Origin of the sequence: Gilliamella sp. wkB72, assembly GCF_001693745.1 — a bacterium.
In the GTDB taxonomy this organism is placed as follows: Bacteria; Pseudomonadota; Gammaproteobacteria; order Enterobacterales; family Orbaceae; genus Gilliamella; species Gilliamella apicola_E.
In genome coordinates this window covers 128,264-154,153 of record NZ_LZEI01000006.1, presented here as the reverse complement: position 1 = coordinate 154,153, position 25,890 = coordinate 128,264, and the positions used below count along the sequence as shown (strand labels likewise).

Annotated in this window: 19 protein-coding genes; 9 read left to right on the top strand and 10 right to left on the bottom strand. The window is 36.3% G+C overall.

What is annotated here, in order from left to right; all coding sequences use genetic code 11:
- Positions 1-307: 307 nt before the first annotated feature.
- Complete coding sequence (gene cspE, locus A9G07_RS02050; protein ID WP_025315032.1) at positions 308-517, top strand: transcription antiterminator/RNA stability regulator CspE; 210 nt, start codon at positions 308-310, stop codon at positions 515-517.
- A gap of 135 nt (positions 518-652) precedes the next feature.
- On the opposite strand, the gene gapA is transcribed toward cspE, so the two are convergent.
- Positions 653-1,651 carry a glyceraldehyde-3-phosphate dehydrogenase gene (gene gapA / locus A9G07_RS02045; protein WP_065563148.1) on the bottom strand — a complete coding sequence of 333 codons (999 nt, stop codon included), beginning with the start codon at positions 1,649-1,651 and terminating at the stop codon, positions 653-655.
- 569 nt (positions 1,652-2,220) lie between these two features.
- On the opposite strand from gapA, the gene mutS reads away from it, so the two are divergent.
- Positions 2,221-4,773, top strand: a complete 2,553-nt coding sequence (gene mutS / locus A9G07_RS02040; protein WP_065733826.1) for a DNA mismatch repair protein MutS — start codon at positions 2,221-2,223, stop codon at positions 4,771-4,773.
- A 59-nt stretch (positions 4,774-4,832) separates the two neighbouring features.
- On the opposite strand, the gene dld is transcribed toward mutS, so the two are convergent.
- Positions 4,833-6,539, bottom strand: a complete 1,707-nt coding sequence (dld, locus tag A9G07_RS02035) for a D-lactate dehydrogenase (protein ID WP_065733825.1) — start codon at positions 6,537-6,539, stop codon at positions 4,833-4,835.
- 787 nt (positions 6,540-7,326) lie between these two features.
- Positions 7,327-8,805, bottom strand: a complete 1,479-nt coding sequence (proP, locus tag A9G07_RS02025) for a glycine betaine/L-proline transporter ProP (RefSeq protein ID WP_065733823.1) — start codon at positions 8,803-8,805, stop codon at positions 7,327-7,329.
- A 274-nt stretch (positions 8,806-9,079) separates the two neighbouring features.
- Between proP and ypfJ the strand changes: the two genes are divergently transcribed.
- Together ypfJ and surE are read left to right on the top strand one after the other, a co-directional pair.
- Positions 9,080-9,931, top strand: a complete 852-nt coding sequence (ypfJ, locus tag A9G07_RS02020; protein ID WP_065733822.1) for a KPN_02809 family neutral zinc metallopeptidase — start codon at positions 9,080-9,082, stop codon at positions 9,929-9,931.
- Between the two features lie 23 nt (positions 9,932-9,954).
- Positions 9,955-10,731: a 5'/3'-nucleotidase SurE gene (gene surE, locus A9G07_RS02015; protein ID WP_065733821.1), complete on the top strand. Its 777-nt coding sequence runs from the start codon at positions 9,955-9,957 to the stop codon at positions 10,729-10,731.
- A gap of 54 nt (positions 10,732-10,785) precedes the next feature.
- Here the strand turns inward: surE and A9G07_RS02010 are convergent, their stop codons facing one another.
- Both A9G07_RS02010 and A9G07_RS02005 read right to left on the bottom strand, forming a co-directional pair.
- Positions 10,786-11,967 (bottom strand): MFS transporter, encoded by a 1,182-nt coding sequence (locus A9G07_RS02010; protein WP_065733820.1) that lies wholly within the window; start codon positions 11,965-11,967, stop codon positions 10,786-10,788.
- A gap of 338 nt (positions 11,968-12,305) precedes the next feature.
- The gene (locus A9G07_RS02005; RefSeq protein WP_141677450.1) at positions 12,306-13,661 is read right to left on the bottom strand and encodes a hypothetical protein; all 1,356 of its coding nucleotides are present in this window, start codon (positions 13,659-13,661) and stop codon (positions 12,306-12,308) included.
- A gap of 648 nt (positions 13,662-14,309) precedes the next feature.
- Between A9G07_RS02005 and A9G07_RS02000 the strand changes: the two genes are divergently transcribed.
- Together A9G07_RS02000 and A9G07_RS01990 are read left to right on the top strand one after the other, a co-directional pair.
- On the top strand, positions 14,310-16,610 hold the full coding sequence (locus A9G07_RS02000) for a zinc/cadmium/mercury/lead-transporting ATPase (protein ID WP_065733818.1): 2,301 nt from the start codon (positions 14,310-14,312) through the stop codon (positions 16,608-16,610).
- 761 nt (positions 16,611-17,371) lie between these two features.
- Complete coding sequence (locus A9G07_RS01990) at positions 17,372-17,713, top strand: helix-turn-helix domain-containing protein (RefSeq protein ID WP_065733817.1); 342 nt, start codon at positions 17,372-17,374, stop codon at positions 17,711-17,713.
- A 59-nt stretch (positions 17,714-17,772) separates the two neighbouring features.
- Here the strand turns inward: A9G07_RS01990 and A9G07_RS01985 are convergent, their stop codons facing one another.
- The gene (locus A9G07_RS01985; protein ID WP_065733816.1) at positions 17,773-18,219 is read right to left on the bottom strand and encodes a hypothetical protein; all 447 of its coding nucleotides are present in this window, start codon (positions 18,217-18,219) and stop codon (positions 17,773-17,775) included.
- A gap of 95 nt (positions 18,220-18,314) precedes the next feature.
- Positions 18,315-18,893 carry a hypothetical protein gene (locus A9G07_RS01980; protein WP_065733815.1) on the bottom strand — a complete coding sequence of 193 codons (579 nt, stop codon included), beginning with the start codon at positions 18,891-18,893 and terminating at the stop codon, positions 18,315-18,317.
- A gap of 345 nt (positions 18,894-19,238) precedes the next feature.
- On the opposite strand from A9G07_RS01980, the gene A9G07_RS01975 reads away from it, so the two are divergent.
- Positions 19,239-19,454: an EexN family lipoprotein gene (locus A9G07_RS01975; RefSeq protein ID WP_065733814.1), complete on the top strand. Its 216-nt coding sequence runs from the start codon at positions 19,239-19,241 to the stop codon at positions 19,452-19,454.
- A 707-nt stretch (positions 19,455-20,161) separates the two neighbouring features.
- On the opposite strand, the gene birA is transcribed toward A9G07_RS01975, so the two are convergent.
- From birA to murB, 3 genes are read right to left on the bottom strand one after another with little or no spacing between them, the layout of a single operon-like run.
- Positions 20,162-21,115: a bifunctional biotin--[acetyl-CoA-carboxylase] ligase/biotin operon repressor BirA gene (gene birA, locus A9G07_RS01970; protein ID WP_065733813.1), complete on the bottom strand. Its 954-nt coding sequence runs from the start codon at positions 21,113-21,115 to the stop codon at positions 20,162-20,164.
- Between the two features lie 7 nt (positions 21,116-21,122).
- Positions 21,123-22,235 carry an MFS transporter gene (locus A9G07_RS01965; protein WP_065563160.1) on the bottom strand — a complete coding sequence of 371 codons (1,113 nt, stop codon included), beginning with the start codon at positions 22,233-22,235 and terminating at the stop codon, positions 21,123-21,125.
- Positions 22,236-22,284: 49 nt separating this feature from the next.
- A complete protein-coding gene (gene murB / locus A9G07_RS01960) occupies positions 22,285-23,295 on the bottom strand; it encodes a UDP-N-acetylmuramate dehydrogenase (protein ID WP_065733812.1) in 1,011 nt (336 codons plus the stop codon).
- Positions 23,296-23,777: 482 nt separating this feature from the next.
- On the opposite strand from murB, the gene A9G07_RS01955 reads away from it, so the two are divergent.
- Positions 23,778-25,007 carry a phosphopentomutase gene (locus A9G07_RS01955; protein ID WP_065563162.1) on the top strand — a complete coding sequence of 410 codons (1,230 nt, stop codon included), beginning with the start codon at positions 23,778-23,780 and terminating at the stop codon, positions 25,005-25,007.
- A 43-nt stretch (positions 25,008-25,050) separates the two neighbouring features.
- Positions 25,051-25,767 carry a purine-nucleoside phosphorylase gene (deoD, locus tag A9G07_RS01950; RefSeq protein ID WP_065733811.1) on the top strand — a complete coding sequence of 239 codons (717 nt, stop codon included), beginning with the start codon at positions 25,051-25,053 and terminating at the stop codon, positions 25,765-25,767.
- Positions 25,768-25,890 lie beyond the last annotated feature (123 nt).

The window sequence follows — 25,890 nt, the reverse complement described above, 5'->3', positions numbered from 1 at the left end:
TCGAAATAACTTCAAATAGTTATAATATCAGTAATTTGCTATAGATCAAAAAACGATCAATTACCAAAAAATCATATAAAAAACTTCATCCTAAGATGAAAAAAATGTCATGAAACTCTTGCTTTCGATTATGATTTATGAGGTAATAGTCGTGGGTGAACAAAAGAAGCATTTTTATGGAAACGATTAACTTTTTAATTTAGTGGTAAACTGGTTAGATTAGTTTTTGAGTTGATGTAAACAATGTTTTGTTAAGCCTAAACAGCCGATAAGGCAAATTATTAATTATTGTTAGGATGTCTAGTAAATGAATAAAAAAACAGGCCAAGTAAAATGGTTCAATGAAAGTAAAGGTTTTGGTTTTATTACCCCAGCCGATGGAAGCAAAGATGTATTTGTTCACTTCTCTGCAATCTCAGGCGACGGCTTTAAAACCTTAGCTGAAGGACAACAAGTCGAATTTGCGATCCAAGATAGCCCACGTGGACCAGCAGCGGCTGAAGTTGTTGTTATCTAATTAAATTTTAATTAAATAATAAAAGTAAAACGCCTATTTGAAAAAATAGGCGTTTTTTATGCTTACGAATAATCATTCTTAGCAGAAATAAAAAAAGCGACTCAAGGTCGCTTTTTTTATCAATGACAATGCTTCTTATTTTTTAGAAACAACTGCGATTAAGTCTAATACTTTGTTTGAATAACCAACTTCATTATCGTACCAAGATACTAATTTAACAAAGTTATCGCTTAATTGGATACCTGCTTTAGCATCAAATACAGAAGTACAAACTTCACCTAAGAAATCTGTAGACACAACGTCATCTTCAGTATAACCAAGAACGCCTTTCATAGGACCTTCAGCCGCTGCTTTGATAACTTTACAGATATCTTCGTATTTAGCTGGTTTAGCTAAACGTGCAGTTAAGTCAACAACAGAAACGTCTGGAGTTGGAACGCGGAAAGCCATACCAGTTAATTTACCATTTAATTCAGGGATAACTTTACCTACAGCTTTAGCAGCACCAGTTGATGAAGGGATGATGTTTTGAGCAGCACCACGACCACCACGCCAGTCTTTATGAGAAGGACCATCAACAGTTTTTTGAGTTGCTGTAGTTGCGTGAACTGTAGTCATTAACGCTTCAACGATACCAAAGTTATCATTAACTACTTTAGCTAAAGGCGCTAAACAGTTAGTAGTACAAGATGCGTTAGAAACGATATCTTGACCAGCATAATCTTTATCATTAACACCCATTACAAACATTGGTGTGCTATCTTTTGAAGGACCAGTTAAAACAACTTTTTTAGCACCAGCTTGGATATGTTTACGAGCAGTTTCATCAGTTAAGAATAAACCAGTTGCTTCAGCTACAACATCAACACCTACTTCATTCCATTTTAAGTTCGCAGGATCTCTTTCAGCAGTAACGCGGATTGTTTTACCATTAACGATTAATTTACCGTCTTTAACTTCAACAGTACCGTCAAAACGACCGTGAGTTGAATCATATTTAAGCATATAAGCCATATAATCAACGTCTAATAAATCGTTGATTGCAACAATTTCGATGTCAGAACGTTTTTGTGCAGCACGGAAAACAATACGACCGATACGGCCAAAACCATTAATACCTACTTTGATTGTCATAACAATTACCTTCTTTATTTGTGTTAAATGATAAAATAATTGGCAATAAACTACCAAATTTTTGTGGTTTATTCAAGCTGAATTAAAATAATTGGTAAGAATAAATTTAACAGAAAACCACCTTAATTATCATCCGATGATAGCCAGCCTAAATAGGCATATTATAAATCAAAAAACTAATTTTATTTTCAATATAAACTTATTTTAAATCAAGGATAATAAAGCACTAACACTTATTTTATTGACAATGACTTAAACTCACTTAAACCTCAAAAGCTATAATATCGATTAACTTAAAAAAGTTGATAGAAGAAATATAATCATCCCTTTAAACCCTAAATTATTCATCGTTTTTTATTATTTACAACCAATCAGCTCATTTTCATTACATCATATAAAATGATACAATCACCCAAAAATATACAATATCGAATAGAATAATAAGTTGAACCAATTTTTAGCATTTTAAAAACAGGGTTACTTAAAGAGCAAAATCGAAGATTGTACAAAATACAAGCAAGGTTAGAGATAATAATCGCCAGAGTTTTAGATAAAAAAGAATTAATAATATGACCGAATACGACAACCTCACCGACCACACACCAATGATGCGACAATACCTAAAATTGAAAGCTGAAAATCCGGATATTTTACTGTTTTATCGAATGGGTGATTTTTATGAGATGTTTTATGATGATGCCAAACGTGGTTCGCAACTCTTAGATATATCGCTGACTAAACGAGGCTCATCAAATGGACAGCCAATTCCTATGGCTGGCGTGCCTTATCATGCAGTTGAAAGCTACTTAGCTAAACTTATATCGCTTGGCGAATCAGTAGCAATTTGTGAGCAAATAGGTGATCCTGCAACCAGCAAAGGCCCCGTTGAACGTAAAATTGTTCGAATTGTTACACCAGGCACAGTGAGTGATGAATCACTATTAGAAGATCGTAAAGACAACTTACTCGCGTGCATATGGCAACAAAAAGAGCACTTTGGTTACGCCACTTTAGACATAAGTTCAGGCCGTTTTTTTGTATTTGAATGCGATAATCCAGAAGCTATCCAAGCAGAATTACAGCGAACTAACCCAGTTGAGTTACTCTACCCAGAAGATTTTCAATCAATGAACCTAATTGAAAACCGTCATGGATTAAGACGGCGACCAATTTGGGACTTCGATCTCGAAACCGCCAAACAACAACTCAATTTACAATTTGGAACGAATGATTTAATTGGATATGGGGTAGAAGAGTGCCATTATGCATTATGTGCAGCAGGCTGTTTATTACAATACGTAAAAGATACCCAACGCACAGCCATGCCACATATTCGCTCAATAGTTAAAGAATCGCCAGTTGATTTTGTCGTACTCGATGCATCCACTCGCAGAAACTTAGAAATTACCGAAAACCTATCAGGTGGAACAGAACATACTGTAGCTGATATCTTAGATAAAACCCAAACTGCAATGGGTAGCCGAATGCTTAAACGGTGGCTGCATTCGCCAATCCGTAATCTAGCAATATTACAAAACCGACAGCTAGCAATTCAAGAACTGCAAAACCATATCACCGACCTACAACCGCTATTAAAGCAGATTGGTGATCTTGAACGAATTTTAGCAAGATTAGCATTGAGAAGTGCTCGCCCGCGAGATTTCGCTCGCCTACGCGATGCCTATAACCTATTGCCAACGCTTCAACAACAGCTATCCGAATTCAACGCGCCATCACTAATTGCATTACGCGCTAAAATTAACCAGTTTGATCAAATTGCTGATATCTTAAATCGAGCAATAGTCGAAGCCCCACCCGTTATTATTCGAGACGGAGGCGTAATTGCTGCTGGTTATCATCAAGAATTAGATGAACTACGCAATTTAGCAGATGGTGCAACTAACTACTTAGAACAACTTGAAATTCGAGAACGTGAAACCTTAGGAATTGACACCTTAAAAGTAGGCTTTAATGCGGTACATGGTTACTACATCCAAATTAGCCGAGGTCAAAGCCACCTAGCGCCAATACACTACACACGAAGACAAACACTTAAAAATGTTGAACGCTACATCATTCCTGAGTTAAAAGAGTACGAAGACAAAGTCTTAACGTCTAAAGGTCGTGCATTAGCACTAGAGAAACAGCTTTATGAACAGCTGTTCGACCTACTTATGCCAGAATTAGCTAACATGCAAACCAGCGCTGATGCGATTGCCGAGCTTGATGTACTGACGAATCTTGCTGAACGAGCCCTAACGCTCAACTACCAATGCCCAACATTAACCAACAAAACCGGGATTGAAATCAAAGATGGACGGCACGTTGTGATCGAGCAAGTATTACAAAAGCCATTTATCGCCAACTCACTCTCACTATCATCAGATAGAAGAATGCTAATTATCACTGGTCCTAATATGGGCGGAAAAAGCACCTACATGCGCCAAGCAGCGTTGATCGTCTTACTTGCTTACATTGGTAGCTTTGTCCCAGCTTCGAAAGCAATAATAGGCCCTGTTGATCGTATCTTTACCCGTATTGGCGCATCTGACGATTTAGCATCTGGGCGTTCGACATTTATGGTTGAAATGACCGAAACCGCCAACATTATGCATAACGCTACACCAAATAGCTTAGTTTTAATGGACGAAATTGGCCGAGGAACATCAACCTATGATGGTCTCTCATTAGCTTGGGCGTGTGCTGAAAATTTGGCTAACGAAATCAAAGCAATGACACTATTTGCAACCCACTATTTTGAACTAACCCAACTACCTCAACAGATACAAGGTGTCTACAACATCCATTTTGACGCGATTGAACACGACAATACTGTCGCTTTCATTCATGAAGTATCCGAAGGTGCAGCGAGCAAAAGTTTTGGTATAGCTGTGGCAGGATTAGCCGGTGTGCCTAAAACGATATTAAAACGAGCCAAACAGAAGCTAAAAGAGCTAGAAGTTCTCTCAACAGCTGACAGCCATATTGAAAGCTCACAACTGACCTTGATCAGTGATACTGAACCATCAGAAGTCGAGCTAGCTCTACAACAGCTCGATCCAGATGCATTAACGCCAAAACAAGCGTTAGAAGCAATCTATCAACTAAAAAAATTACTCTAAATAAAAAAACCGCCATTAATTCAATAATGGCGGTTTTAATGTTCAGTTTAGTTTCTAAATCATTTCCAAAATTTCTTTTTAGATGTTTTACCAATACCCGGATTAAAGCTATTAGTTGGATCTAACTCGTGATAGAAATTTTTCAAATCAGAATTAGCATGATACAAATGACCAACATTATGTTCGGCCGGATATTGTGCTCCACGCTGATCGAGTATCGCCAACATCTCCTCTTTCATCTTAGTACAGTCAGTCCCTTTTTTAGCCAAATAGTCTTGATGGAACACTGAACAGAAAAAGTGGCCATAATAAAGCTTATGAATAAAATGCTGACTAATACTTTCTGGTAACGTTTCGAACCACTCCTTATCATTACGACGCAAAGCAATATCTAGAGCGACCAAATCCTCAACAGTCTTAGTATGAACATTACGATAAACCGTAGCAGCACCCGCTGTTGCAAAGCGGTGTAACATAGCGGCCTCAGCTTCCTTATCATCACAACGGAAATAACTACCACTACGTTTCTCACTATCTGCAAAATACTCCTTCAAAAATGCCTCAGCTTCGGCAATGCCGTCATCAGACATTTTCAAAATGAGATGATGCTCATAGCGATCACGATAATCACGCATCGATTTTGGCAAATGCTTAGGTAACAACTTACACACATTCACCGCAAACCAATCAGAAAAACTGTTAGGGAAGAAAGGAATTTTTCTCACAATACGATCGACAACATTCTTAAATGCATACAAACGAGGGATCGTATCGGTACCCAATTTCTGAATAGCTAAAAATAGATGTTTGCCATATACCGCTGCAATATCAAACGCATCACGATGAATATATTCACCTGAAATTGGCAGATGCTTAAAAGTTCCTAAAATATGACGACGAATATCATCCAGTTCGTTGGTATCATTAGTTCCAATATAAAATACCGCGGTCTTTTCTTCTAAAGGAAAAGTATCTAACCGCACCGCAAAAACCATCAATCGACCAGCACTACCTGACGCTTCATAATGACGACTTGGATCGGCATTATATCGAGCAGGTGTATCAGCATCGATTTGTCGAACATGATCACAATAATGGTGATCATGGCCTAAACCTGCATTAGGGTTAACATCGTTATCGGTATAAGCACGTTTTTGTAAATTTTCTAAAATTGCTTCTGGCGTATCACCTAATTCAATCCCTAAATGGTTGACTAAATGTAGCTGACCTTGCTCATCTAACTGGGCAAATACCGCCATTTGCGTATAAGCAGGACCACGTTGAATCAAAGCACCGCCGGAATTGTTGCAAACACCACCTAAAACCGAAGCACCTATACAAGACGAGCCAATCACAGAATGAGGACCACGGTGATATTTTTTTAACTCTTTTTCTAAATGGAATAACGTACTACCCGGTAAACAGACCACCTGATCACCATTTTCAATCACTTGAATCCCATCTAATCGACGAGTACTAACAATGACTATTGGCCGGTCATAATCATTACCATCAGGAGTAGAACCACCAGTTAACCCCGTATTGGCAGACTGTGTAATGACAATCACATCCGCCTCAACACAAGCTTTTAAAACTTCCCACTGTTCTAAAAGTGTGCCGGGAATAACGACAGCTAATGCATCCCCCACCCCAAAACGTGCACCTTGGCGATAAGGTAAAGTCCGATTTGGATCAGTTAAGGTATATTTATCACCAACAATATTTTTTAATTTTGCAACCAGATCTGATGTACTATTTGCAACCATTTTATGTTCCCTTCCTTGAATTATTATAAGTAAACTCAACCAATTTTGGATATATTATAACCAATATAATCTATTGAAAAGAGGGGAGTAAACTTTATAGCGCTAAATATCAAAACTGACACAAAAAGCTAAAAATAATCAAAAAAAAGCAAAAAATAGTTAACCTATTTTGCTGACGAAGAAGTTACTGTTTTTATATTAAAATTTAACAAAACGCTTAGGAAAATACGATGAATAGGCAGTTAAAATAAACTTGTTTAGTATAAAAAATTATATCAAATAACCACAGATTGATATTAGAAAAGATATAAAAATGAGCGATGTTAATATTCCAAAAACCCCACTCCTCAACTTTTTTTTCTAAAAAAATCCTTTATCCGATAAAAACAATTCCACATAAAACTAAATTTGCGACATTTACTCTTTTTTAATTTTTTAAATTCTTGTACAGACTTAATTAATGGAACATCGGTTTTGAATATTTTTTTCGGCGTCTTTCGCTTTTGGCTTTCTCTTTTTTTTAAATAGGCATCAAAAGTATTGAGTATATTAATCATTATAAAAAACAATACGAAGATTAATTCCACAATCCTTAAATAAATAAATTGCTCAAAAGTGACTTTAAACATTCCTTTGCCGTTACTAAGTAAAAAAACCGATCCAGTATAAAATATAATTTTATATTAAACAATTTTAGCCAATAGTGAGTAAAACGTTGGGCGCTTGATAGCTTTAGCCCCCTTTCCTCAACTTTTATAAACGAATTTTAAGCGATGGAAAAAGTTAACTAATCCAATTTAGGATGTTGATCGACAAGTTCTTGTCGCTTATTTTGTAGCTCCTCGAGCTGCTCATCAATATCTTCAACTTCCTCTTCAATGGAATCAAAGTGTTCAGATAGAAGTGATTGCGCTTCGTCTCGATTGGCTGCGGTTGGATTAGTGCCGTGTAAAGGTTTATTTGCAGTTTCATGCATAGCAAGCCCAGTAATCACACCAATGAATCCTGCTAACATTAAATTGTAAGCGGGCATATATAAATTACCAGTTGATTCAACAAGCCATGCCACAAATGTTGGTGTTACCCCGGCAATAATAATGGCAACATTGAAAATGCTTGCAATAGCGCTATAGCGAATATTAGTTGGAAACATTGCTGGTAATATTGAGGTAATGATCCCAGTAAAACAGTTGATAAACAGGGCCAAAATGAATACGCCCAAAAAAACCAAAGGTATTTGCTGGCTATTAATTAACATAAATGCAGGATAAGATAATAGCAATAAACCAATACTTCCGATCAAAATAAAAGGTCTACGACCCACCTTATCACTTAATAACCCAATAATAGGTTGTATAATTAACATGCCAACCATAATCGCAATTATAATAAGCAAACCTTGTTCAGTATTATAATTCAAATTATGCGCTAAATAGCTAGGCATATACGTTAGCAATAGATAAAACGAGACATTTGTTACAATAACCAACCCTGCACAAATTAAAATATGCTGCCAATATTTACCGACCACTTTTTTTAGTGTTGATTCAGCCTTCTCTTGCGATTCTCTGGCTTCAAGGTGTTGTTGGAAAGTTGGCGTCTCTTCTGAAATATGATGTAGGATAAAGCTAATGATCCCAAGCGGTAAAGCAATTAAAAACGGAATTCGCCAGCCCCAACTAAATAGCGCCGATTGACTGAGTAACATTGATAAAAACACCACTAGCCCTGCACCAATTATAAAACCCACCATTGAACCAAAATCAAGCCAACCACCAATAAAACCACGTTTACGATCGGGCGAATATTCGGCAACTACCGTTGCTGAGCCAGAGTATTCCCCACCGATTGAAAACCCTTGGGCTAATTTAACAATCAACAGCAATACAGGCGAAGTAATACCAATCGTTTCATAAGTTGGAATCAACCCAATGCAAAATGTGCTTAACGACATTATCACTAAAGTGATAGATAGCACTTTTTGGCGACCAATATTGTCACCAATTAAACCAAAAATAATCCCACCTAAAGGGCGAACAAAAAAAGGAATAGAAAAAGTCGATAATGCAGCAATAATCTGCACGCTAGGCGAAACATGAGGAAAAAACACCTGCCCAATAATATACGCCAAAAAACTGTACACCCCAAAATCATACCATTCAATAGCATTACTAAACGCCGATGCCCAAGTGGCTTTTTTTAACTGATTGTCATTAATGATAGGGATATCATCAATCTCCAAAGGTTTTTTATTCGATTGCGCCATGAAGTACCGCCTTTAAAATTCATTAATATAAAAATAAATAACCGGGCTACCATGCCAAAGATAAACTAAATCAAATTATGCGAGTCAGATGAGGTTTTAAATTTAATCACACCAATTTTACTGATTCAATTGATGCAATATTAGGTAAGAATTATATACCTAAAAAAAGCAAAAATAACCCATTTATCACATCCTCTTGTTATGATAACTAGTGCTAGTAACCTCATCTATTATCCTTTAGAATGATGTTACCAAAACTGATGAGGTATTCCCTATGAGATGGAGAGACCAAAGAGAGAGTGATAACATTGAAGATCACCGCTCACAATCAGGAAGTGATATTGGGACACGCATCCCAATTGGTGGTAAAGGTAAAATTGTTTTATTTGTTGTTGTCTTAGTGGCAGGCTACTATGGCGTTGATTTAACTGGTTTGCTCGACAGCAATGTGATTGATTTGGATGATTCCACATCAACAAGCCAGATTGACAACACCCTACCTAACGACGCAGATAAATTTACTTCAGTAATATTAGCAAGTACCGAAGATTTCTGGCGCGAACAATTCCAAAAATTAGGCAAAACCTATATTCCCCCTAAACTTGTACTCTATAACGGAGCAACCCAAACCATGTGTGGCACCGGGCAAGCTATGATGGGACCATTCTATTGCAATCTCGATAAAACGGTTTATCTGGACTTATCATTTTATCAAGAGATGAAAAGACGCCTAGGTGGCGGAGGTGACTTTGCACAAGGTTATGTGATTGCACACGAAGTTGGGCACCATGTACAAAATTTACTTGGCACATTTAATAAAGTTGAACAATTATCGCAAAATCAATCTGCACTAATCCGTAACCAACTCTCGGTCAAACTTGAATTACAAGCTGACTGTTATGCGGGATTATGGGGCAATGGCGTGAAAAATATTTTAGACAGGGGCGATATTGAGCAAGCCCTAAATACTGTGCAAGCAATTGGCGATGATCGCCTACAACAAGAAAATAATGGTTATATTGTTCCTGATAGCTTTACTCATGGTACATCAAAACAACGCTATACATGGTTTAAACGTGGTTATGACAGTGGGTCGATGGATCAGTGCAATACATTTATTCAATAAGGAAATATAAAAAAGGAACCAACATGTCAAAAAAATTAGTCAACCGAGTACTTTTAGTCAATGATGATGGCATTGATGCGCCTGGAATTCAGATTTTAAAAAGCGTGGCTGAAAACATAGCCAACGAAGTTTGGGTTGTCGCACCTGTTGTTGATCAAAGTGGGGTTTCTTGTTCAGTTAGTTTAAAGTCGCCATTTCGCGTTCAAAAGCGGAGCAATACAGAATACGCAGTCTACGGCACCCCTGCTGACTGCTCACTATTTGCTATAAAATCGGTAATGGCCAATCAACTCCCCGATCTCGTTCTGTCAGGGATTAATAATGGATCTAATTTGGGATTTGAAACAATATTATCGGGCACAGTGGGGGCAGCAATGATGGCAATGACGCTAGGCGTGCCGGCCATGGCGCTAAGTCAAGTCAGCAGTGAAGATAACATACCAACCAATTGGCACTGTTCAACTCATCTTGCTGAATCGATAATCAGACAACTCTATCCCCTTTCAGATAAGACTTGCTTCAATATCAACTTCCCTAATTGCCAAGCCGATCAAATAAAAGGGATAAAAATCACAAAACAGGGCGAGCCTGATATAAGCCAATTTGTTTTAGCAGAAACTCAAGATCCAGAAGGTCATGACTACTTTTGGTTTAGAGCTAAACGTAACCAAAGTGTAAGGGATGATATCGACAAAGAGCTTGATGCGGCTAATGATGGTTATATTGCTATTACACCGTTAAATTATGAACGTACTAATTACGCGTTATATCAACAAATAAAAGCAACGTTTAAAGTATAAAACTTAGATATTGTCTATACGTCTTCCTAAATCACTGAGGAAGACGTAAATAAATTATTTCTTCACTAAAGCACAGAATAAAAACGAAATCGTCACCATCACTAAACCAATCCAATAAATCACTTCATGCCCATAAGCTTGTGAAACAAAACCTTGAATAATGCCAGCTAAAATGACACTACAAATAATACCATTATTAAATAAAGTTGAAGCCACGCCCATACGAGTTGGTAACAAATCTTGGAAATAGATAATACCAATATTAGCAACAATCCCAATAAACAGCCCGTTAAAAAGTTGCAACACATATAACATGGTTGAATCTTTAAACAGAATCATCCCAATATAAAATAAAATTCCGCAAATTATAGCGATAAAAAATAGATTGCGCTTACCAAACACAGGGACCAAATAACCCGCAATAATCATAATAGGAATTTCAATCCCTGCCGCTAACCCCATCAAACCACCAGGTAATGAATCAGATAAGTGCAGAACCGTTTCTACATAGATTGGCATATCAATGATATACATCATATTAGCAGTCCACATAAAAATGGTAGAAATTAGCAAACACATGACATTACGATTAGTAAAAATCGATTGGTTTGCCACCGCTAACTCATTAGCAGTAAACGAACTGATAACCTTTTTTTCAATGGGTGGTAAATAGATTGCTACCACAATCATCGAAATAATAAACATCGACATAGCACACAAATACATGATGGTAAAACCGTATTTGATCGCCAACGCAAAAGATAATGGTGGTCCAATCACCCACGCTAATGATAACTGTGCACGAATAAGGGAATTAAAGGCAACCGCATTACGTCCACTCTTTTCTGCATACTCACGCGCCATAGCAAAAATCTGTGGCATCGCGGCGGACGCTAACGCAGCAAAAAATACGCCTAACGTAATTAAGACATAATAGTTGCGTGAAAAAGCAAAAGTCAGACTATTTGCCAGCCCCATCAAACAACAAAAAATAACAATCTTACGCCTATCACCCTTATTGTCTGAATACTTAGCTAACAGATAACTACCAATAATACTGGCTAACGCATTAATCGAATAAAACGCCCCTACTAAGCGAGGGTCAGCACCAACTTCAAACGATAAAAAACGACTTAAAGTAGGTGATTGCAAAGCACCAGCTACCCCAATAATAAAGGTCGCCACTAAAAAAGCACCAAAAACAACACCCGATTTTCGAAGGAATGAAGAAGTCATAAAAGCCGATTTACCATGAAATTAAGTGCATCAATTATACCCCTAAAATTAGTGGGAATATAGGCGTATTTAAATAAAGGCTTTTTAAACAATCCACCAACATTAATACTAAAAATGTAATAATAAATGGTAGATTTAAGGCTTAAAAAACCCCGCTCCTCAACTTTTTTTGCGAAAAAACCTCAAAAATAAACCCGCCTAGGCGGGTGTAATTCAAACGTCGCTAAGTCACAAAATCGCTTTCTATCACTTAGCAACGTTGACTCGTAGCTTACTGTTAGTAACTTAATATTATCTTTCCCCTTGCGACCCTAAGAATTAAGGACGTAGAATATATGCTAAGGATAGACGCAAACCACGTCGTTGTAGCTGTTGTAGGGGCTCCAATTTATACCACCGGAGTCCGACAAAATAGTGAAATGGCTACTATATTTTAGGTCACTAGTCCAGTACCAATAGCTATGAAAGTTAACGCCTGAATACTGATCGATACGACCCCACTCCGTGAAAAAGCCCGCACCTATATGACGCATGTAATAACGACCAGGTGAAGAAGGAGTAGCGCCGACTGAACCGCTACAGTCTTCATAGTTTACGCTGCTTGTCGGACAAGATGTATTAGTCAAATCCTTTACCTTAACAAGACGATAACCAATATTATTACACCAAGATAAGGCTGGAGAATAATTGTCCTGCCTAGAACCACGGTGTACGAACCACTTCTTTAAAGTAAAACCATATTTAACAACAATATTACCTCGACTATCCCGACCGACCAACTCGAAGGTCTGAGGCAAAGAAGGAGTGGAAACACGACTAGGATAGGATGAATCCCGTTGGTTGTAATCAGCGTAAGGGCCAGTTAAAGTAACACGTACGCTTGTAGCGGTAGAATTAGACATTGTAGCTGTAATACCACCGCGAGATACCGGAGACCAAAACAATGGCTGATTATTATCAGAAATGAGTAAATCAAAGTACAATCTATGAAGACCGGTAGTAGGAAAGTTCGAACCATAACGTGATGGGGAAGTTGACTGAGGGATAAAACCATTATCCGGGTCCCACATTGAAGCCGGGCCAGCATGTAGACCTGTACCGTAAGTCAAATTAGGTCTGGCAAATTTAACTCTAGCACAAACTGAAGTACCAGGCTTAGGATTAACGTAATAAGTCACATGGCTTGCACTGAAATTACTACTATTAGGAACCCCGTAACGAGTAGTTAATGTGCCGTTAGTACTGGATAATGTAACACGATAAGGTGCAGAATCATTACATGTCGTTAACACTGTATCACGTGACACTGGTTGATTGTTATTATCAACGATAGATAAACTTAAACTACCTGTAGCAGTAACACCAGAATCACCATCATCATCTCCCCAATAATTATTAGGAGGACCGATAAGAGAACTTAAAGCGACTGAATTAGTATCAGTAGGAACCAACATGCCTATATCTGCAAAACTCTGACCTGTAACAGGCAAGACGATAGGTCTTGAATAAGATGAAGTATTGGTTGAAGGCGTGTATTTAGTCCCGTTAGATAAAGTAATCCCAAGCAGACCGTTAGCATCAACTGCACGAGTACGACCACCGTCGAAAGTCAGATAAGGTGCACTACCTTGTATCGCATTCCTAGTTGTCTTTGATGTCAATGCGTGACACGAAAAAGCAAGAAAAAATGCCACAAAAAAAACAACCTGCCGGGATAATTGGGGAAAGGATCGAAAATAGGATCTGAAAAAGGATCGCGGAAGCGATCGCGCGAAAATTCGCAGAATTTCACTTGATTGCGTGGAAAAATAAGTTTCAGTGAAAAATTTAAGCTGGTAGCTGGACTTAGACGAATTTAAAAGATAGGTTTGGCAGGTTGGCTGTTGGCTGTTGGCTGTTGAAAATTATATTGCATTTTAGACTATCCTGTCAAGTAATTTTTTGATTAATTTACAATTTTATGCTTTTATGTCAAATTTTAGCCTATTAGCTAAAACCGTGTAAAAAGTATAGTGATTGGAAAAACACGATGCAACACTTTTTTTCACTCAATTATGTAAACCTACGTAAAGATGATCTAAAAAGGATCTAAGCGCCAAATTATTACGTATTGTTTTAATTAAATATATTTAAATTACAAATCTTTAAAAATGTAATTAATGATCCTATTAATTTATTCTGGTTTTTAAAATTAGCGATTTGGATCATTTAATAAAGTTTAAACGTAATTTATAACCTCAAAAACCCCGCTCCTCAACTTTTTTTAGAAAAGTGGGTTAAAAATATTTCTTTTTGTTTTTTTGAGCGTACAATAAAAATCATCCACAAATAGAGGTAACGTTATGTTATATAATAACAAATCTACGCAATCCCATCACGATAATCACGACCATTGTCATGGAGATTGTCATAATATTGCACATAATCATATGCATGATTCTCATAACGAAAGTCCAACAGTATCTTGTGATGGACATAATCATGGACATGGACATGAGATTGAAGATCCTCCCGAAGAGCCTGAGCGGAGTTGTCAAGGCGTTAAATTAACTTGGAAAATTCAAGGTATGGATTGCGCACATTGCGCAAGTAAAATCGAAAACGGTGTTAAGACACTGCCCAATATTAATCAAACCAAAATTATTTTTTCAACCGAAAAGTTAATCGTTTTTGTTCCAAAGCATGATGATGCGGTAATAAAGATGATTGAAGATAAAGTCGTAGAATTAGGTTATACCCCGATTTTTGAGGCTTCACCTAACCACTCTCATCACCACGAACATTCACATAAATTTGATAAAAAAGCATTTATTCCCTTAGCCGTTTTAGGTACTTTAATTGTAGTAAGTTATCTTATTTTGTTGGTGAATCAGACTGCTGGCGAATATGCCTTTATTGTGACTGCTATTGTTGGAATTATCCCCATTTTGAAGGAGGCGATTGTTTTAACCCGTAGTGGCACTCCATTTGCAATTGAGTCGTTAATGAGTATATCCGCTCTTGGTGCGCTGTTTATTGGAGCAGCTGAAGAAGCTACCATGGTGATCTTTTTATTTATGATCGGTGAGATGCTCGAGGGCTTTGCAACGAGTAAGGCGAAAAAGGGAATTTCGTCATTAGTAGAGTTGATGCCTGATGAAACGGTAATTATTATTGATGGTAAAAGAAAAACAGTTGCCAGCCATACGTTAAAACCTAATGATATTATCGAAATTTCATCTGGTGGACGTTTACCTGCTGATGTTATTTTGGTTAGCGAACAAGCCAGCATTGATGAAAGCGCATTAACCGGGGAGTCGATTCCAGTTAATTATTTAAGTGGCGACAAAATTTTAGCTGGGTCATTAGTGGTGGATAATACCATTCAACTCAAGGTGATTTCGGAATCAGGACAAAATGCCGTTGATCGTATTTTGCAATTGATTGAAGATGCCGAAGATCGTAAAGCACCTATTGAGCGTTTTATTGATAAGTTTAGTCGTTATTATACGCCTGCAATTACGCTATTTGCGTTTTTGGTGGTGGTAATTCCACCATTGTTGACGGGTGCCGATTGGTATACTTGGATTTATCGAGGATTGACGTTGTTGTTAATTGGTTGTCCTTGTGCATTAGTGATATCTACCCCCGCTGTAATTACGTCGGCTTTGTCAACCGCAGCCAAACATGGTGTGTTGATTAAGGGCGGAGCGGCACTTGAACATATTGGTTCAATTAAGATGGTGGCGTTTGATAAGACAGGCACATTAACTGAAGGTAAGCCACAGGTAACTGATGTCATTAATCTTCATTGTTCTTGCGAGGAGTTGTTAGCGATTGTTGCCTCGATTGAAAGTGGATCACACCATCCTTTAGCTAAGGCTTTAGTTGATTATGTTAAGCAAAAACAGATCCATTTTGAGGAAGCCCAAAATCGTAAGGCGATTGCTGGCGTTGGGATTCAAGGTGAATTAGCTCAACAAATTTACTTTATTGTATCTCCTAATAAGATTGAAACCGTATCAACGGCTATAAGTGCTAAAGATGCTGAAACTATCACTCAACTTGAAAATGGTGGTAAGACCGTTGTGGTGGTTACAACTAGCCAGCAGTTGTTGGGGATTATTGCTTTGCAAGATGTGCTACGAAGTGATGCTTTAGCTGCTATAACTGAGCTTAAGCAACTTGGTTTGCAAACATTGATGTTAACCGGCGACAATCAACGTGCAGCAAAAGCAATTGCAGGACAATTAGGTATAGATTATCGTGCTGAGTTGTTGCCAGCAGATAAACTAGCAGAAATCGAAAAAATAGGTCAACATACATCTATTGCGATGATTGGTGATGGAATTAATGATTCCCCTGCTATGAAGGCTGCAACTGTCGGTATTGCTATGGGTAGTGGAACGGATGTTGCACTTGAAACAGCCGATGCCGCTTTAACCAAAAATAGTTTATTAAGTTTACCTAAACTAATACGGTTAACTCGCTTTGCTAATCGTAATATCAAACAAAATATTACAATTGCTTTAGGGATTAAGTTGGTATTTTTAATTACTAGTTTATTTGGTATTACGGGGCTTTGGCTTGCAGTACTAGCTGATTCGGGTACCACAGCGATTGTTACAGCCAATGCTTTAAGATTGCTTAAGGTTAAAAAATAAGGGGGAACAGCTAATTTTAACTGTTTTTTAAAGGATAAGTTATCGAACTTTTTATAATCGCGTAATCTATCTTTTATTCTTAAACCTATCAAAGAAGGGATGCTGTACGCAATCCCTTCTGGTAAATCCTTATTTTAATGGAACGCTTTGAAGTTAACCACAGCGATTCATATACAAACCGTTTATCAATGTATTGGTAGATTTTCACGATTACCAAAATAGTAAAAAAGCTAACTCACCCGCTTTTTATTTTTCTATCTCAATTTCCTTCTATCCTCATCCTTTTTTGTTTATATGCAAAACGTTTATCGCTACTTATAGAGAATACTCGTCTAGTTTTTTGCTTGCTAGCTCGATCGATGCATTGCACCTCAATTTTTAGTTTTAGCGATGTAATTTCTTCCGCCATAATTTTTCAAGATATCAAATTTTCTTGAATGAGAGAAATGAAAAAATAAATCTTATATTTTAATTAAAAATACTTATAAGTCTTATATTATGCTTATATTAAAATTGATTAGAAAAGCAAAATGAATAAAATTGCTTTTCAAATCAAGGCATTGAAGCAGTTACGGAAAATACCTAACAACAATCTAATTCATAATAAGATTAATGATTTAGCTGATATGCCAAATTGTATTAATGTAAAAGCATTGACTGGCCATGAATATCAATACAGGTTAAGAGTTGGTAATTATCGAGTGTTTTTAATTTTAATGGCTAGATTTATATTGTTTCTATTGAAGAGGTGAAAAAACGAGATGACCGAACTTACTAATATACAATTTATTAATAACGAACAAGGGCAACCGCAATTTGTGGTTTTACCATACAATCAATATTTAGAGTTATCTAAATCCAAGACAATTGACATTGAATCTGGTGTACCAAGCGATGTTGTGAACATGGTTTTTGATAATAACTATTCGCCAGCTCAGGCGTGGCGTGAATATTTGAATTTATCTCAAGTTGAAGTGGCAAATAGAATCGGTATTAGCCAGTCAGCATATTCTCAATATGAAAAAAGCCAAAAGTTAAGAAAAACAACGCGGATTAAAATTGCTGAAGCACTACATATTAAGCCTGAACTACTAGATTTATAATAAAAACCCTCTATGAGGGTTTGATTAAATTGCTTTGGTAGTCAATAAGTATGTAATTTTTATAGTTTCACTCGTTCGCAAACATATTCGGTCTTTGTTTTATTATTTTCACTGCTATCGCTATCATTAGTATAAATATCCTCCATGACATCAATAACTTTATATTTATCAGGAGAAATGTATGTTATAGATTTTTTCGATTTTATCTTATGGTTATCTAGTTGATTAATAATTTCTGATTGGTCATAATAGGAATTTAGCTTAAATGGATAAGACGTCGGAAGCCCAAAATTAAAATACAGAACATTATCTTTCATAAAATATTTTATTGGACCTTTATCTCTTTCTATCTCACCGTACTCCTGAAAAGCGCCATCTTTCCACTTAGCAACTTGCTGTGCAAAATCGCACTCCCAATCCCCAATAAGCATCTCCTCAGTTACTTTTTTTTCTTCGCACCCAAATAAAGCTATACTAACTAGACTCATTAATATTAACTTTTTCATACTATTCTCCTTAATTTTTAGACAATGGTATGTTATTTAAAAGGTTGAGGCAATAAAAAACCCGCATAAGCGGGTTTTGTAATTTTATATAATAACTATTCACTAATAATCGAAAAGTTGTTTTTGTCGAACAAATAAGTTAACTTTTCCCAAAAACTAAATTTATTTAACTCGGGTGGGTTGATTGATTTTGGGAACAATATAAGCAAATCAGCGCCAACATGTCTTTCATGACCAATAGTTAAAGCATCTAATCTAGGTGAATAAAAACCATAATTCTTTGCATGAATCACGGAAAATTCACATAAAGCATAATTTTCCAATTTAACGTCAAAAGAGTTTTTCGCACTGTATTTTATAAGCGTATAAAAATTATATAAACTCAATTTACCCTGCTCATAATCCAATTTAAACAAATTATAATTTTTCTTTGGTATTCTTTCCTTTAATTCATCATCCGACCCTTTTTTATATATCACATTAATTTCTTGTACTTGATAAGATGCGGGTGATTTCATGTCTTGCTGAATTAACGATGAACAAAATTGAGATGATTTATAAAATAGAACTTCATTGTCACTGATTCTAATAGAAACATGATTATAAACTATAATCGCTATGATAATTGCTATTATTGAAATCAAAATAGAGCCAACCAGTAAAATCTTTTTCATACCATCTCCTATAAATAATTTGGTCTCATAGTATGAAATTTATGAAATTTTCACAATAAAAACCACCCTTAGGTGGTTATTTTGATTTATTCATTAATTTCAGCGCTTCCCCTTCCATGACTTGCAGATCATTAAAAACTCGCTCATTTTCATAGATATTACAGATAATCAAAAAGCGAATGATGAAAATAAATATGAAGAATTAGAATATATTGAAAAAAATAAACGAGCAAAGTTGCATTTAAAAATAATATCTGATTTACTTCGTTTAGCTGTAAATGAATTTTTAGTAAAACTACTATAAAAAATTAATCTAATATTAACCAATTATTGCAAGGATTTTATATGAAAAAGATATTAATATTAATTACTGCTTTGTTTTTATTTGGATGTAATGAAAAGACCTATACTGTAGAAGATTTTAAAAATGATAAAGAACTACTAGATAAATATCGTAAAAAATGTGAGAACGGTGAAATTGATGGTGATAGCTTAAATTGTCAAAACTCTCACAAAGCAGTGGTCTCAAAAAATAGAGTTGGTAACGCAAGCTGGAATTAATAGCTTTATAAGCTACTCATGTTGGCTTTAAATTTCAATCCATGATAAGCTTATAGCATTAATTTTATTATTAATCACAAGCTTACCATCTTGCTTTATAATCTTAACTTCTTTTTCGGCTTTATTTTAATTTAAACAATTGATTAATCTACTTCGAACAAATCTCTTTTTGCTATCCTTGTTATCAATTAATTTAGCAAATGCTGTTTGCTTACCGTTTATTTGAAATTGATAATTGGGTTCTTTCACAATATCACTTTGTTTCTCTGTTGCAATTGAGAATGTAGCTTAAATAACTGTAAATATTAGATTAATTGCAAACTGCGACTTAACTTTTTAGCAATCTGAAATCTACCAATACGCTGGTTTATCCCTATGCATATAGGGAACACTATCTTTTAGCGGTTTAGCTACACCTGTAAATCGGTTTATCCCTATACATATAGGGAACACCCTAATTATAACCTATTGTTTATTAATTAAAATACCAAAATGAAAAATTCCACCAATTTTTTTTGGTGCTTTTTTAAACAACTGGTTTAAGGTGAGATTATCAATATAATTTGAAATTTATTAAATGGTTAAGTCAAGATAAAAAGGGATTTAGAGCTGCATTATTTTTTGCCGCTTACCTATTGTACCGATTTATTCCCGATCACAAGATGTACTTTTCGGTAATTCATGTTAATCAATTACCGATAGATATTTCACTCATCACTTCGTAATGAGATTTCGCCACCAATAAATGCGTTCGTTTTGCCATTTTGTTCTAAGAGTAATGCACCCTGTTCATTGATACCTTTGGCTACGCCACGGATCACATCGTCACCAATTAATAATTTAACAGGACGCCCTACAAAATTGTCGAGCCGTTGCCAATCGTTAAGAAACGGTGTTAGTCCATGTTGTTCGAAGTCTCGAAGTTTTACTTTTAGATTTTTCGCGACTTTTGCTACTAATAAATTGCGATCAACTTTACCTAAATTAGCCCACTTTTGGTTGACGATAGTTGTATCGGGATTATTCATCATTAGGTTGACTCCAACACCAATAACAACATGTGCACAGTCTCCCGTTTTGCCTGCAAGTTCAACTAATATGCCTGCAAGTTTTTGGTCATTAAGATAGAGGTCATTTGGCCATTTTACTTTAATATCTTGCCCCGAGATTTCTCGTAAAGTATCGGCTATCACAACACCAACCACTAAGCTTAGCCCCATGGCTGCTGCGATGCCCTGTTCAAGTCGCCAATACATTGAGAAATAGAGATTACTGCCAAATGGTGCAAACCATTGTCGCCCACGCCTGCCTCGTGCTTTTGATTGAAACTCGGCAACACAGCTGTCACCAGTTTGTAATTTCTCAATATTATCTAATAAATATTGGTTGGTTGATTCAATGATAGGCAGTACGTCCACATGACTATCAGCGCCATAGTCATTGTCGATTTTGACTTTATCAAGTAGATCTATTGGTGATGCTAAGCAGTAACCTTTACCTTGTACAGACGATAAGGTGATCCCCCATTCCCGTAGCACTTTGATATATTTGTTGATGCCAGCTCGCGTTATTCCAAATTGGTTGGCAAGTTCTTCACCAGAGTGAAACTGTCCATCAGCTAATATATTGATTAATTTCAATGGATTTTGGTTACTGCGCATTAAACCCTCACTTTTTGAGTGATAATAAAACAATAAAGTAAAGCGAAATTATAGCAAAACTAATAAATAAATAGGTATTGTTAAATGTGTCCATTATAAAGGCAATTACCGCTGGCGCAACTAGGCTACCAAGTGTATTGGTTAATAACATAGCTTGATTCATTGATACAATTTCTTGTTTGCGAACACACGAGCAAGCCCACGCCATTGAGATAGGGTAGATAGTGTAAATGGTCGCACCAAGTAAAATGATGGCTAATACGCCATAGAGGTTAAATATCAGTAAACAACAAGCTATCATCATTAAGATTGATTCAACCAACAAAACAATACGACGACCAAACCTATCTGCGCACCAGTTGGCAGGCATTTGCGCGATTACCCCAGAAAGTATTAGTAAAACCATCCAATTTGCGACTTGGTTATCTGTATAACCTAGATGTGAGTAGTATGCTGGCATTAGAGAGTATAGCGATCCAATTAACATACCAGCAATCGCACAACCAATTAAACCAACTCGAGAAGGTTTATACAATATCATGGGGATGATGTTAAAACTGCTTTTTTTCTTTTTAGGTAATTTGTAATGGGTTAGTAATATAAATAAGATGGCTAACCCCATTAGCACTGCTATTACTAGGCCAAAATAGAGTACGTTTTGCGGAAAATATTGGAGCAATGCTTGCCCTAAAACAGTACCTAAGTAGTAGGTGGTTAGATAAACCGCCAGCATTTTTCCGCGAGTACGAACAGTACCCGTAACTAAGATACAGCTTTCAATGACCACCCAAGTAACCGCACAGGCTATTCCAATAAAAAATCGCCATATCGCCCAACTATAGAAATCCATTGAAAAGCTTAATCCTATAGTTGCAATCGCAAAGATAATACAACTATAGGTGTAAGTGAATCTGGCGTTAAATCGGCTAATAAACCAATTTGCCATAATCGTTCCCACTAAGTTACCTGTAAAGTAGCTTGAGCCGACTAAACCTATTTGTCCTAGTGAAAAATGTTCACGCACTAGCCAAAGTGGCACTTGGGTATTAAGTGCCGATAAGGCGATGGTTACAAATAATAAACTTGTTAATAAAATAGGAAATGAATACGAATGTTTCATAATTTTGTTGTATATAAGCTGTTTTATTGTCTAATAAACGTTATTTACGTTATAGAAATTTATCCACGTCAATCTCACCAGTTGCGCCCATAAATCGAATTTCAGGCGAGAGGTGCACCGAGAACTTTTGTAATACTGCATTTATGATATAACGCGCTAACGCAACGACATCTTGCGCTGTCGCATTATCTTTATTGACTAATACAAGAGCTTGTTGTTGATGCACTGCTGCACCACCAATTTGATAGCCTTTTAGACCACACTGATCAATTAACCAGCCAGCAGCTAATTTTATTTGATCATTTGTTTGTGGATATATTGGCATTGTTGGATATTTTTCAAGTAGTTTATCAGCAAATTTTTTGTCTACTACTGGGTTTTTAAAAAAGCTTCCACCATTTCCTAATACATTAGGATCAGGCAGTTTGCTACGACGGATTTCGCACACTTTGTCGAAGATCATTTTTGGGGTGACACGTTCTGTATCAAAATTCCTTAATTCACCATAAGTTAACACAGGGCTCCATTGTTTTGGTAATGTGATGCCAACATATACAACCGCATAACCATTAGCATATTTTTGTTTGAAGATGCTTTCACGATAGCCATATTGACCATCAGTTATGCGAATAATTTTACCCGTTGCAAATTCAAGTAATTCGACATAATCGGCCACTTTTTGAAATTCAATGCCATAAGCGCCAATATTTTGAATTGGTGCAGATCCCACACATCCTGGTATTAGACCTAAGTTTTCAAGGCCGGGAATGTTTTGATTAATGGTGTTAGCAACTAGATCATGCCAATATTCACCCGCACCCACTTTTAAATGCCAGTGTGTTGGGGTTTCGGTTATAGTTAATCCTTTAATTCGATTAACAATGATTGTACCAGCAAAATTTTCAGTAAATAGTGTATTACTACCTTGTCCAATAATCATAATTGGTTGACTATCGGTATTAGTTTTCCAAACTTGCATTAGCTGTTCCACAGTTTCGACTGTTTCTACTTGGTTGGCATAGACATCTAAAGCAAATGTGTTAGGAATTTTTTGGTTCATTAATAACTACCTTTTATTAGAAATACTTTTAAATTCAATTAAATTAGTTTTATTCGGCATTTTTTATGCCTTTTATTATTTAAAAGTATTAAATCAATGCCTTTATCTATTTTGATAAAGCAATTTATTCTATTGTGTCGATTGTTTATTTATTTGCTATATTATCACAACGCAAAACGATCTTTTATGCATTAAAATTTTTTTTAATGATCTTAACTACTTTTAGGTTGATATATGTGTCAAAAGATTAGACAAATAGTCTACAAATTGGACACTTTCCCTTTTTTGTTTTTTTTTATCATGTATTATAGCTACCCAAACGATCTTTTTTATAAATTTAGTTAAAATCTATTTTACTCAACCTTGTGGTAGACGTTATTATTAATGAAATTTAAAAAATAAGTTATCGATCACGGTTTTATATAACTTTATGTTTTAAGATTGTTGCAATATTTAGTGGTAGTTGTGATTTAGAGGAAATTATGAAAAGAGTTTTTATTATGATCCTCGATTCCTTTGGGATCGGCGGTGCTGAAGATGCAAAAAAATATGGTGATGAAGGTTCTGATACCTTAGGCCATATTGCCGAAGCTTGTGCTTCAGGTAATGCAGATCATGGTCGTCAAGGCCCATTAAAATTACCTAATTTAGGAAAGTTAGGTTTGATAGAAGCCGCTTATGAATCAACTGGTTCATACCCTAAAGGAATGGCTACCGAAGGTGAAGTTATTGGTGCTTATGGCTTTGCCAGTGAGATTTCGTCGGGTAAAGATACGCCTTCAGGTCACTGGGAAATCGCGGGTGTTCCCGTTCTGTTTGATTGGGGCTATTTTACCAATACTACCAATAGTTTTCCTAAAGAATTATTAGATAATATTGTTAAACGTGCTAACTTGCCTGGTTATCTTGGTGATTGTCATTCATCAGGTACAGTGATTCTTGATGAGCTTGGGCTTGAGCATATGGCTTCTGGTAAACCTATTTTTTATACCTCTGCTGATTCTGTTTTTCAAATTGCCTGCCATGAAGAGACTTTCGGTCTTGATAAACTTTATGAGGTTTGTGAGATAGCTCGTGATGAGCTTAATAAAGGCGATTATAATATCGGCCGCGTTATTGCTCGTCCATTTTTAGGTAATAAGCCTGGTGAATTTGTGCGTACTGGTAATCGTCATGATTTAGCCGTTGAACCACCAGCTCCGACAATGATTAAAAAGCTAGTTGAAGAAAAACAAGGTACTGTTGTATCAATTGGTAAAATTGCCGATATTTATGCCGAAGTAGGTATCACTAAGAAAGTTAAAGCTACAGGTATTGAGGCTTTATTCAATGCTACGCTAGAAGAAATCAAACAAGCGAAAGATAACACGATTGTGTTTACCAATTTCGTTGATTTTGACTCATCTTATGGTCATCGACGTGATGTTGCAGGCTACGCTGCGGCTTTAGAATATTTTGACCGCCGTTTACCTGAGATGTTAGCCCTTATTGAACCAGGCGATCTTTTAATTATTAGTGCCGATCATGGTTGTGATCCAACGTGGCCTGGTACGGATCATACTCGTGAGCATATTCCAGTTTTAGTTTATGGTGATAGTGTTCCAGCTGGATCATTAGGTCATCGTGAAACATTTGCTGACATTGGTCAAAGTGTTGCTGATTATTTTGATTTGTCACCAATGGATTATGGCAAGTCATTTATTCGTAAATAGCAATTGTTTAGGACGTTTTTTAGTAATAAATCAGGAGAGTTAAATGCCTACCCCTCATATCAACGCCGCCGATGGTGCTTTTGCTCAAACGGTATTAATGCCCGGCGATCCATTACGAGCTAAGTTTATTGCCGAAACTTTTTTAGATAATGCTAAAGAAGTAACGAATGTAAGAGGAATGCTCGGTTTTACTGGTCAGTATAAAGGTAAACAAGTTTCTGTTATGGGGCATGGAATGGGTATCCCATCTTGTTCTATTTATACAACCGAATTGATTAAGTTTTATGGTGTCAAAAACATTATTCGTATCGGTTCATGCGGTGCAATTAGCCCAAATGTTAATCTTGGTGATGTTGTTATTGGTATGGGCGCTTGTACGGATTCTAAAGTGAATCGTTTGCGTTTTAAAGATCATGATTTTGCTGCCATCGCTGACTTTGATCTTGTTTGTAATGCAGTTAATGCAGCTAAAGATTTAAATGTTAATGTGAAGGTTGGTAATATTTTCTCAGCTGATCTGTTTTATAGCGTTGAGCCTGATCTTTTCGATATCATGGAAAAATACAATATTTTAGGGGTCGAAATGGAAGCTGCTGGTATTTATGGTGTGGCGGCTGAATATGGCGCAAAAGCGTTGGCGATTTGTACGGTATCAGATCATATTCGAAAAGGCGAAGCGATGTCTTCTGAAGAACGCCAGCTAGGCTTCAAAGAGATGATTACTGTTGCGTTAGAGTCGGTATTACTCAATTCAGATTAAATTAATGGCAGAATTTCTGCCATTTTTTTTGTTTAAGAAATAAAAGTTTTACATTGACTGTCATTAATCAATTTTATCAGTAAATGTGTTTAACGTTATAACTAACGCATCGATAGTAATAAC

Coding starts and splice junctions, on each gene's coding strand:
- murB (WP_065733812.1), bottom strand. CDS start 23,295: ATGAACCAAAAAATTCCTAACACATTTGCTTTAGATGTCTATGCCAAC.
- A9G07_RS01985 (WP_065733816.1), bottom strand. CDS start 18,219: ATGAAAAAGTTAATATTAATGAGTCTAGTTAGTATAGCTTTATTTGGG.
- A9G07_RS01980 (WP_065733815.1), bottom strand. CDS start 18,893: ATGAAAAAGATTTTACTGGTTGGCTCTATTTTGATTTCAATAATAGCA.
- gapA (WP_065563148.1), bottom strand. CDS start 1,651: ATGACAATCAAAGTAGGTATTAATGGTTTTGGCCGTATCGGTCGTATT.
- A9G07_RS02010 (WP_065733820.1), bottom strand. CDS start 11,967: ATGACTTCTTCATTCCTTCGAAAATCGGGTGTTGTTTTTGGTGCTTTT.
- ypfJ (WP_065733822.1), top strand. CDS start 9,080: ATGAGATGGAGAGACCAAAGAGAGAGTGATAACATTGAAGATCACCGC.
- cspE (WP_025315032.1), top strand. CDS start 308: ATGAATAAAAAAACAGGCCAAGTAAAATGGTTCAATGAAAGTAAAGGT.
- mutS (WP_065733826.1), top strand. CDS start 2,221: ATGACCGAATACGACAACCTCACCGACCACACACCAATGATGCGACAA.
- A9G07_RS01990 (WP_065733817.1), top strand. CDS start 17,372: ATGACCGAACTTACTAATATACAATTTATTAATAACGAACAAGGGCAA.
- A9G07_RS01965 (WP_065563160.1), bottom strand. CDS start 22,235: ATGAAACATTCGTATTCATTTCCTATTTTATTAACAAGTTTATTATTT.
- A9G07_RS01975 (WP_065733814.1), top strand. CDS start 19,239: ATGAAAAAGATATTAATATTAATTACTGCTTTGTTTTTATTTGGATGT.
- birA (WP_065733813.1), bottom strand. CDS start 21,115: ATGCGCAGTAACCAAAATCCATTGAAATTAATCAATATATTAGCTGAT.
- deoD (WP_065733811.1), top strand. CDS start 25,051: ATGCCTACCCCTCATATCAACGCCGCCGATGGTGCTTTTGCTCAAACG.
- surE (WP_065733821.1), top strand. CDS start 9,955: ATGTCAAAAAAATTAGTCAACCGAGTACTTTTAGTCAATGATGATGGC.
- proP (WP_065733823.1), bottom strand. CDS start 8,805: ATGGCGCAATCGAATAAAAAACCTTTGGAGATTGATGATATCCCTATC.
- dld (WP_065733825.1), bottom strand. CDS start 6,539: ATGGTTGCAAATAGTACATCAGATCTGGTTGCAAAATTAAAAAATATT.
- A9G07_RS02000 (WP_065733818.1), top strand. CDS start 14,310: ATGTTATATAATAACAAATCTACGCAATCCCATCACGATAATCACGAC.
- A9G07_RS01955 (WP_065563162.1), top strand. CDS start 23,778: ATGAAAAGAGTTTTTATTATGATCCTCGATTCCTTTGGGATCGGCGGT.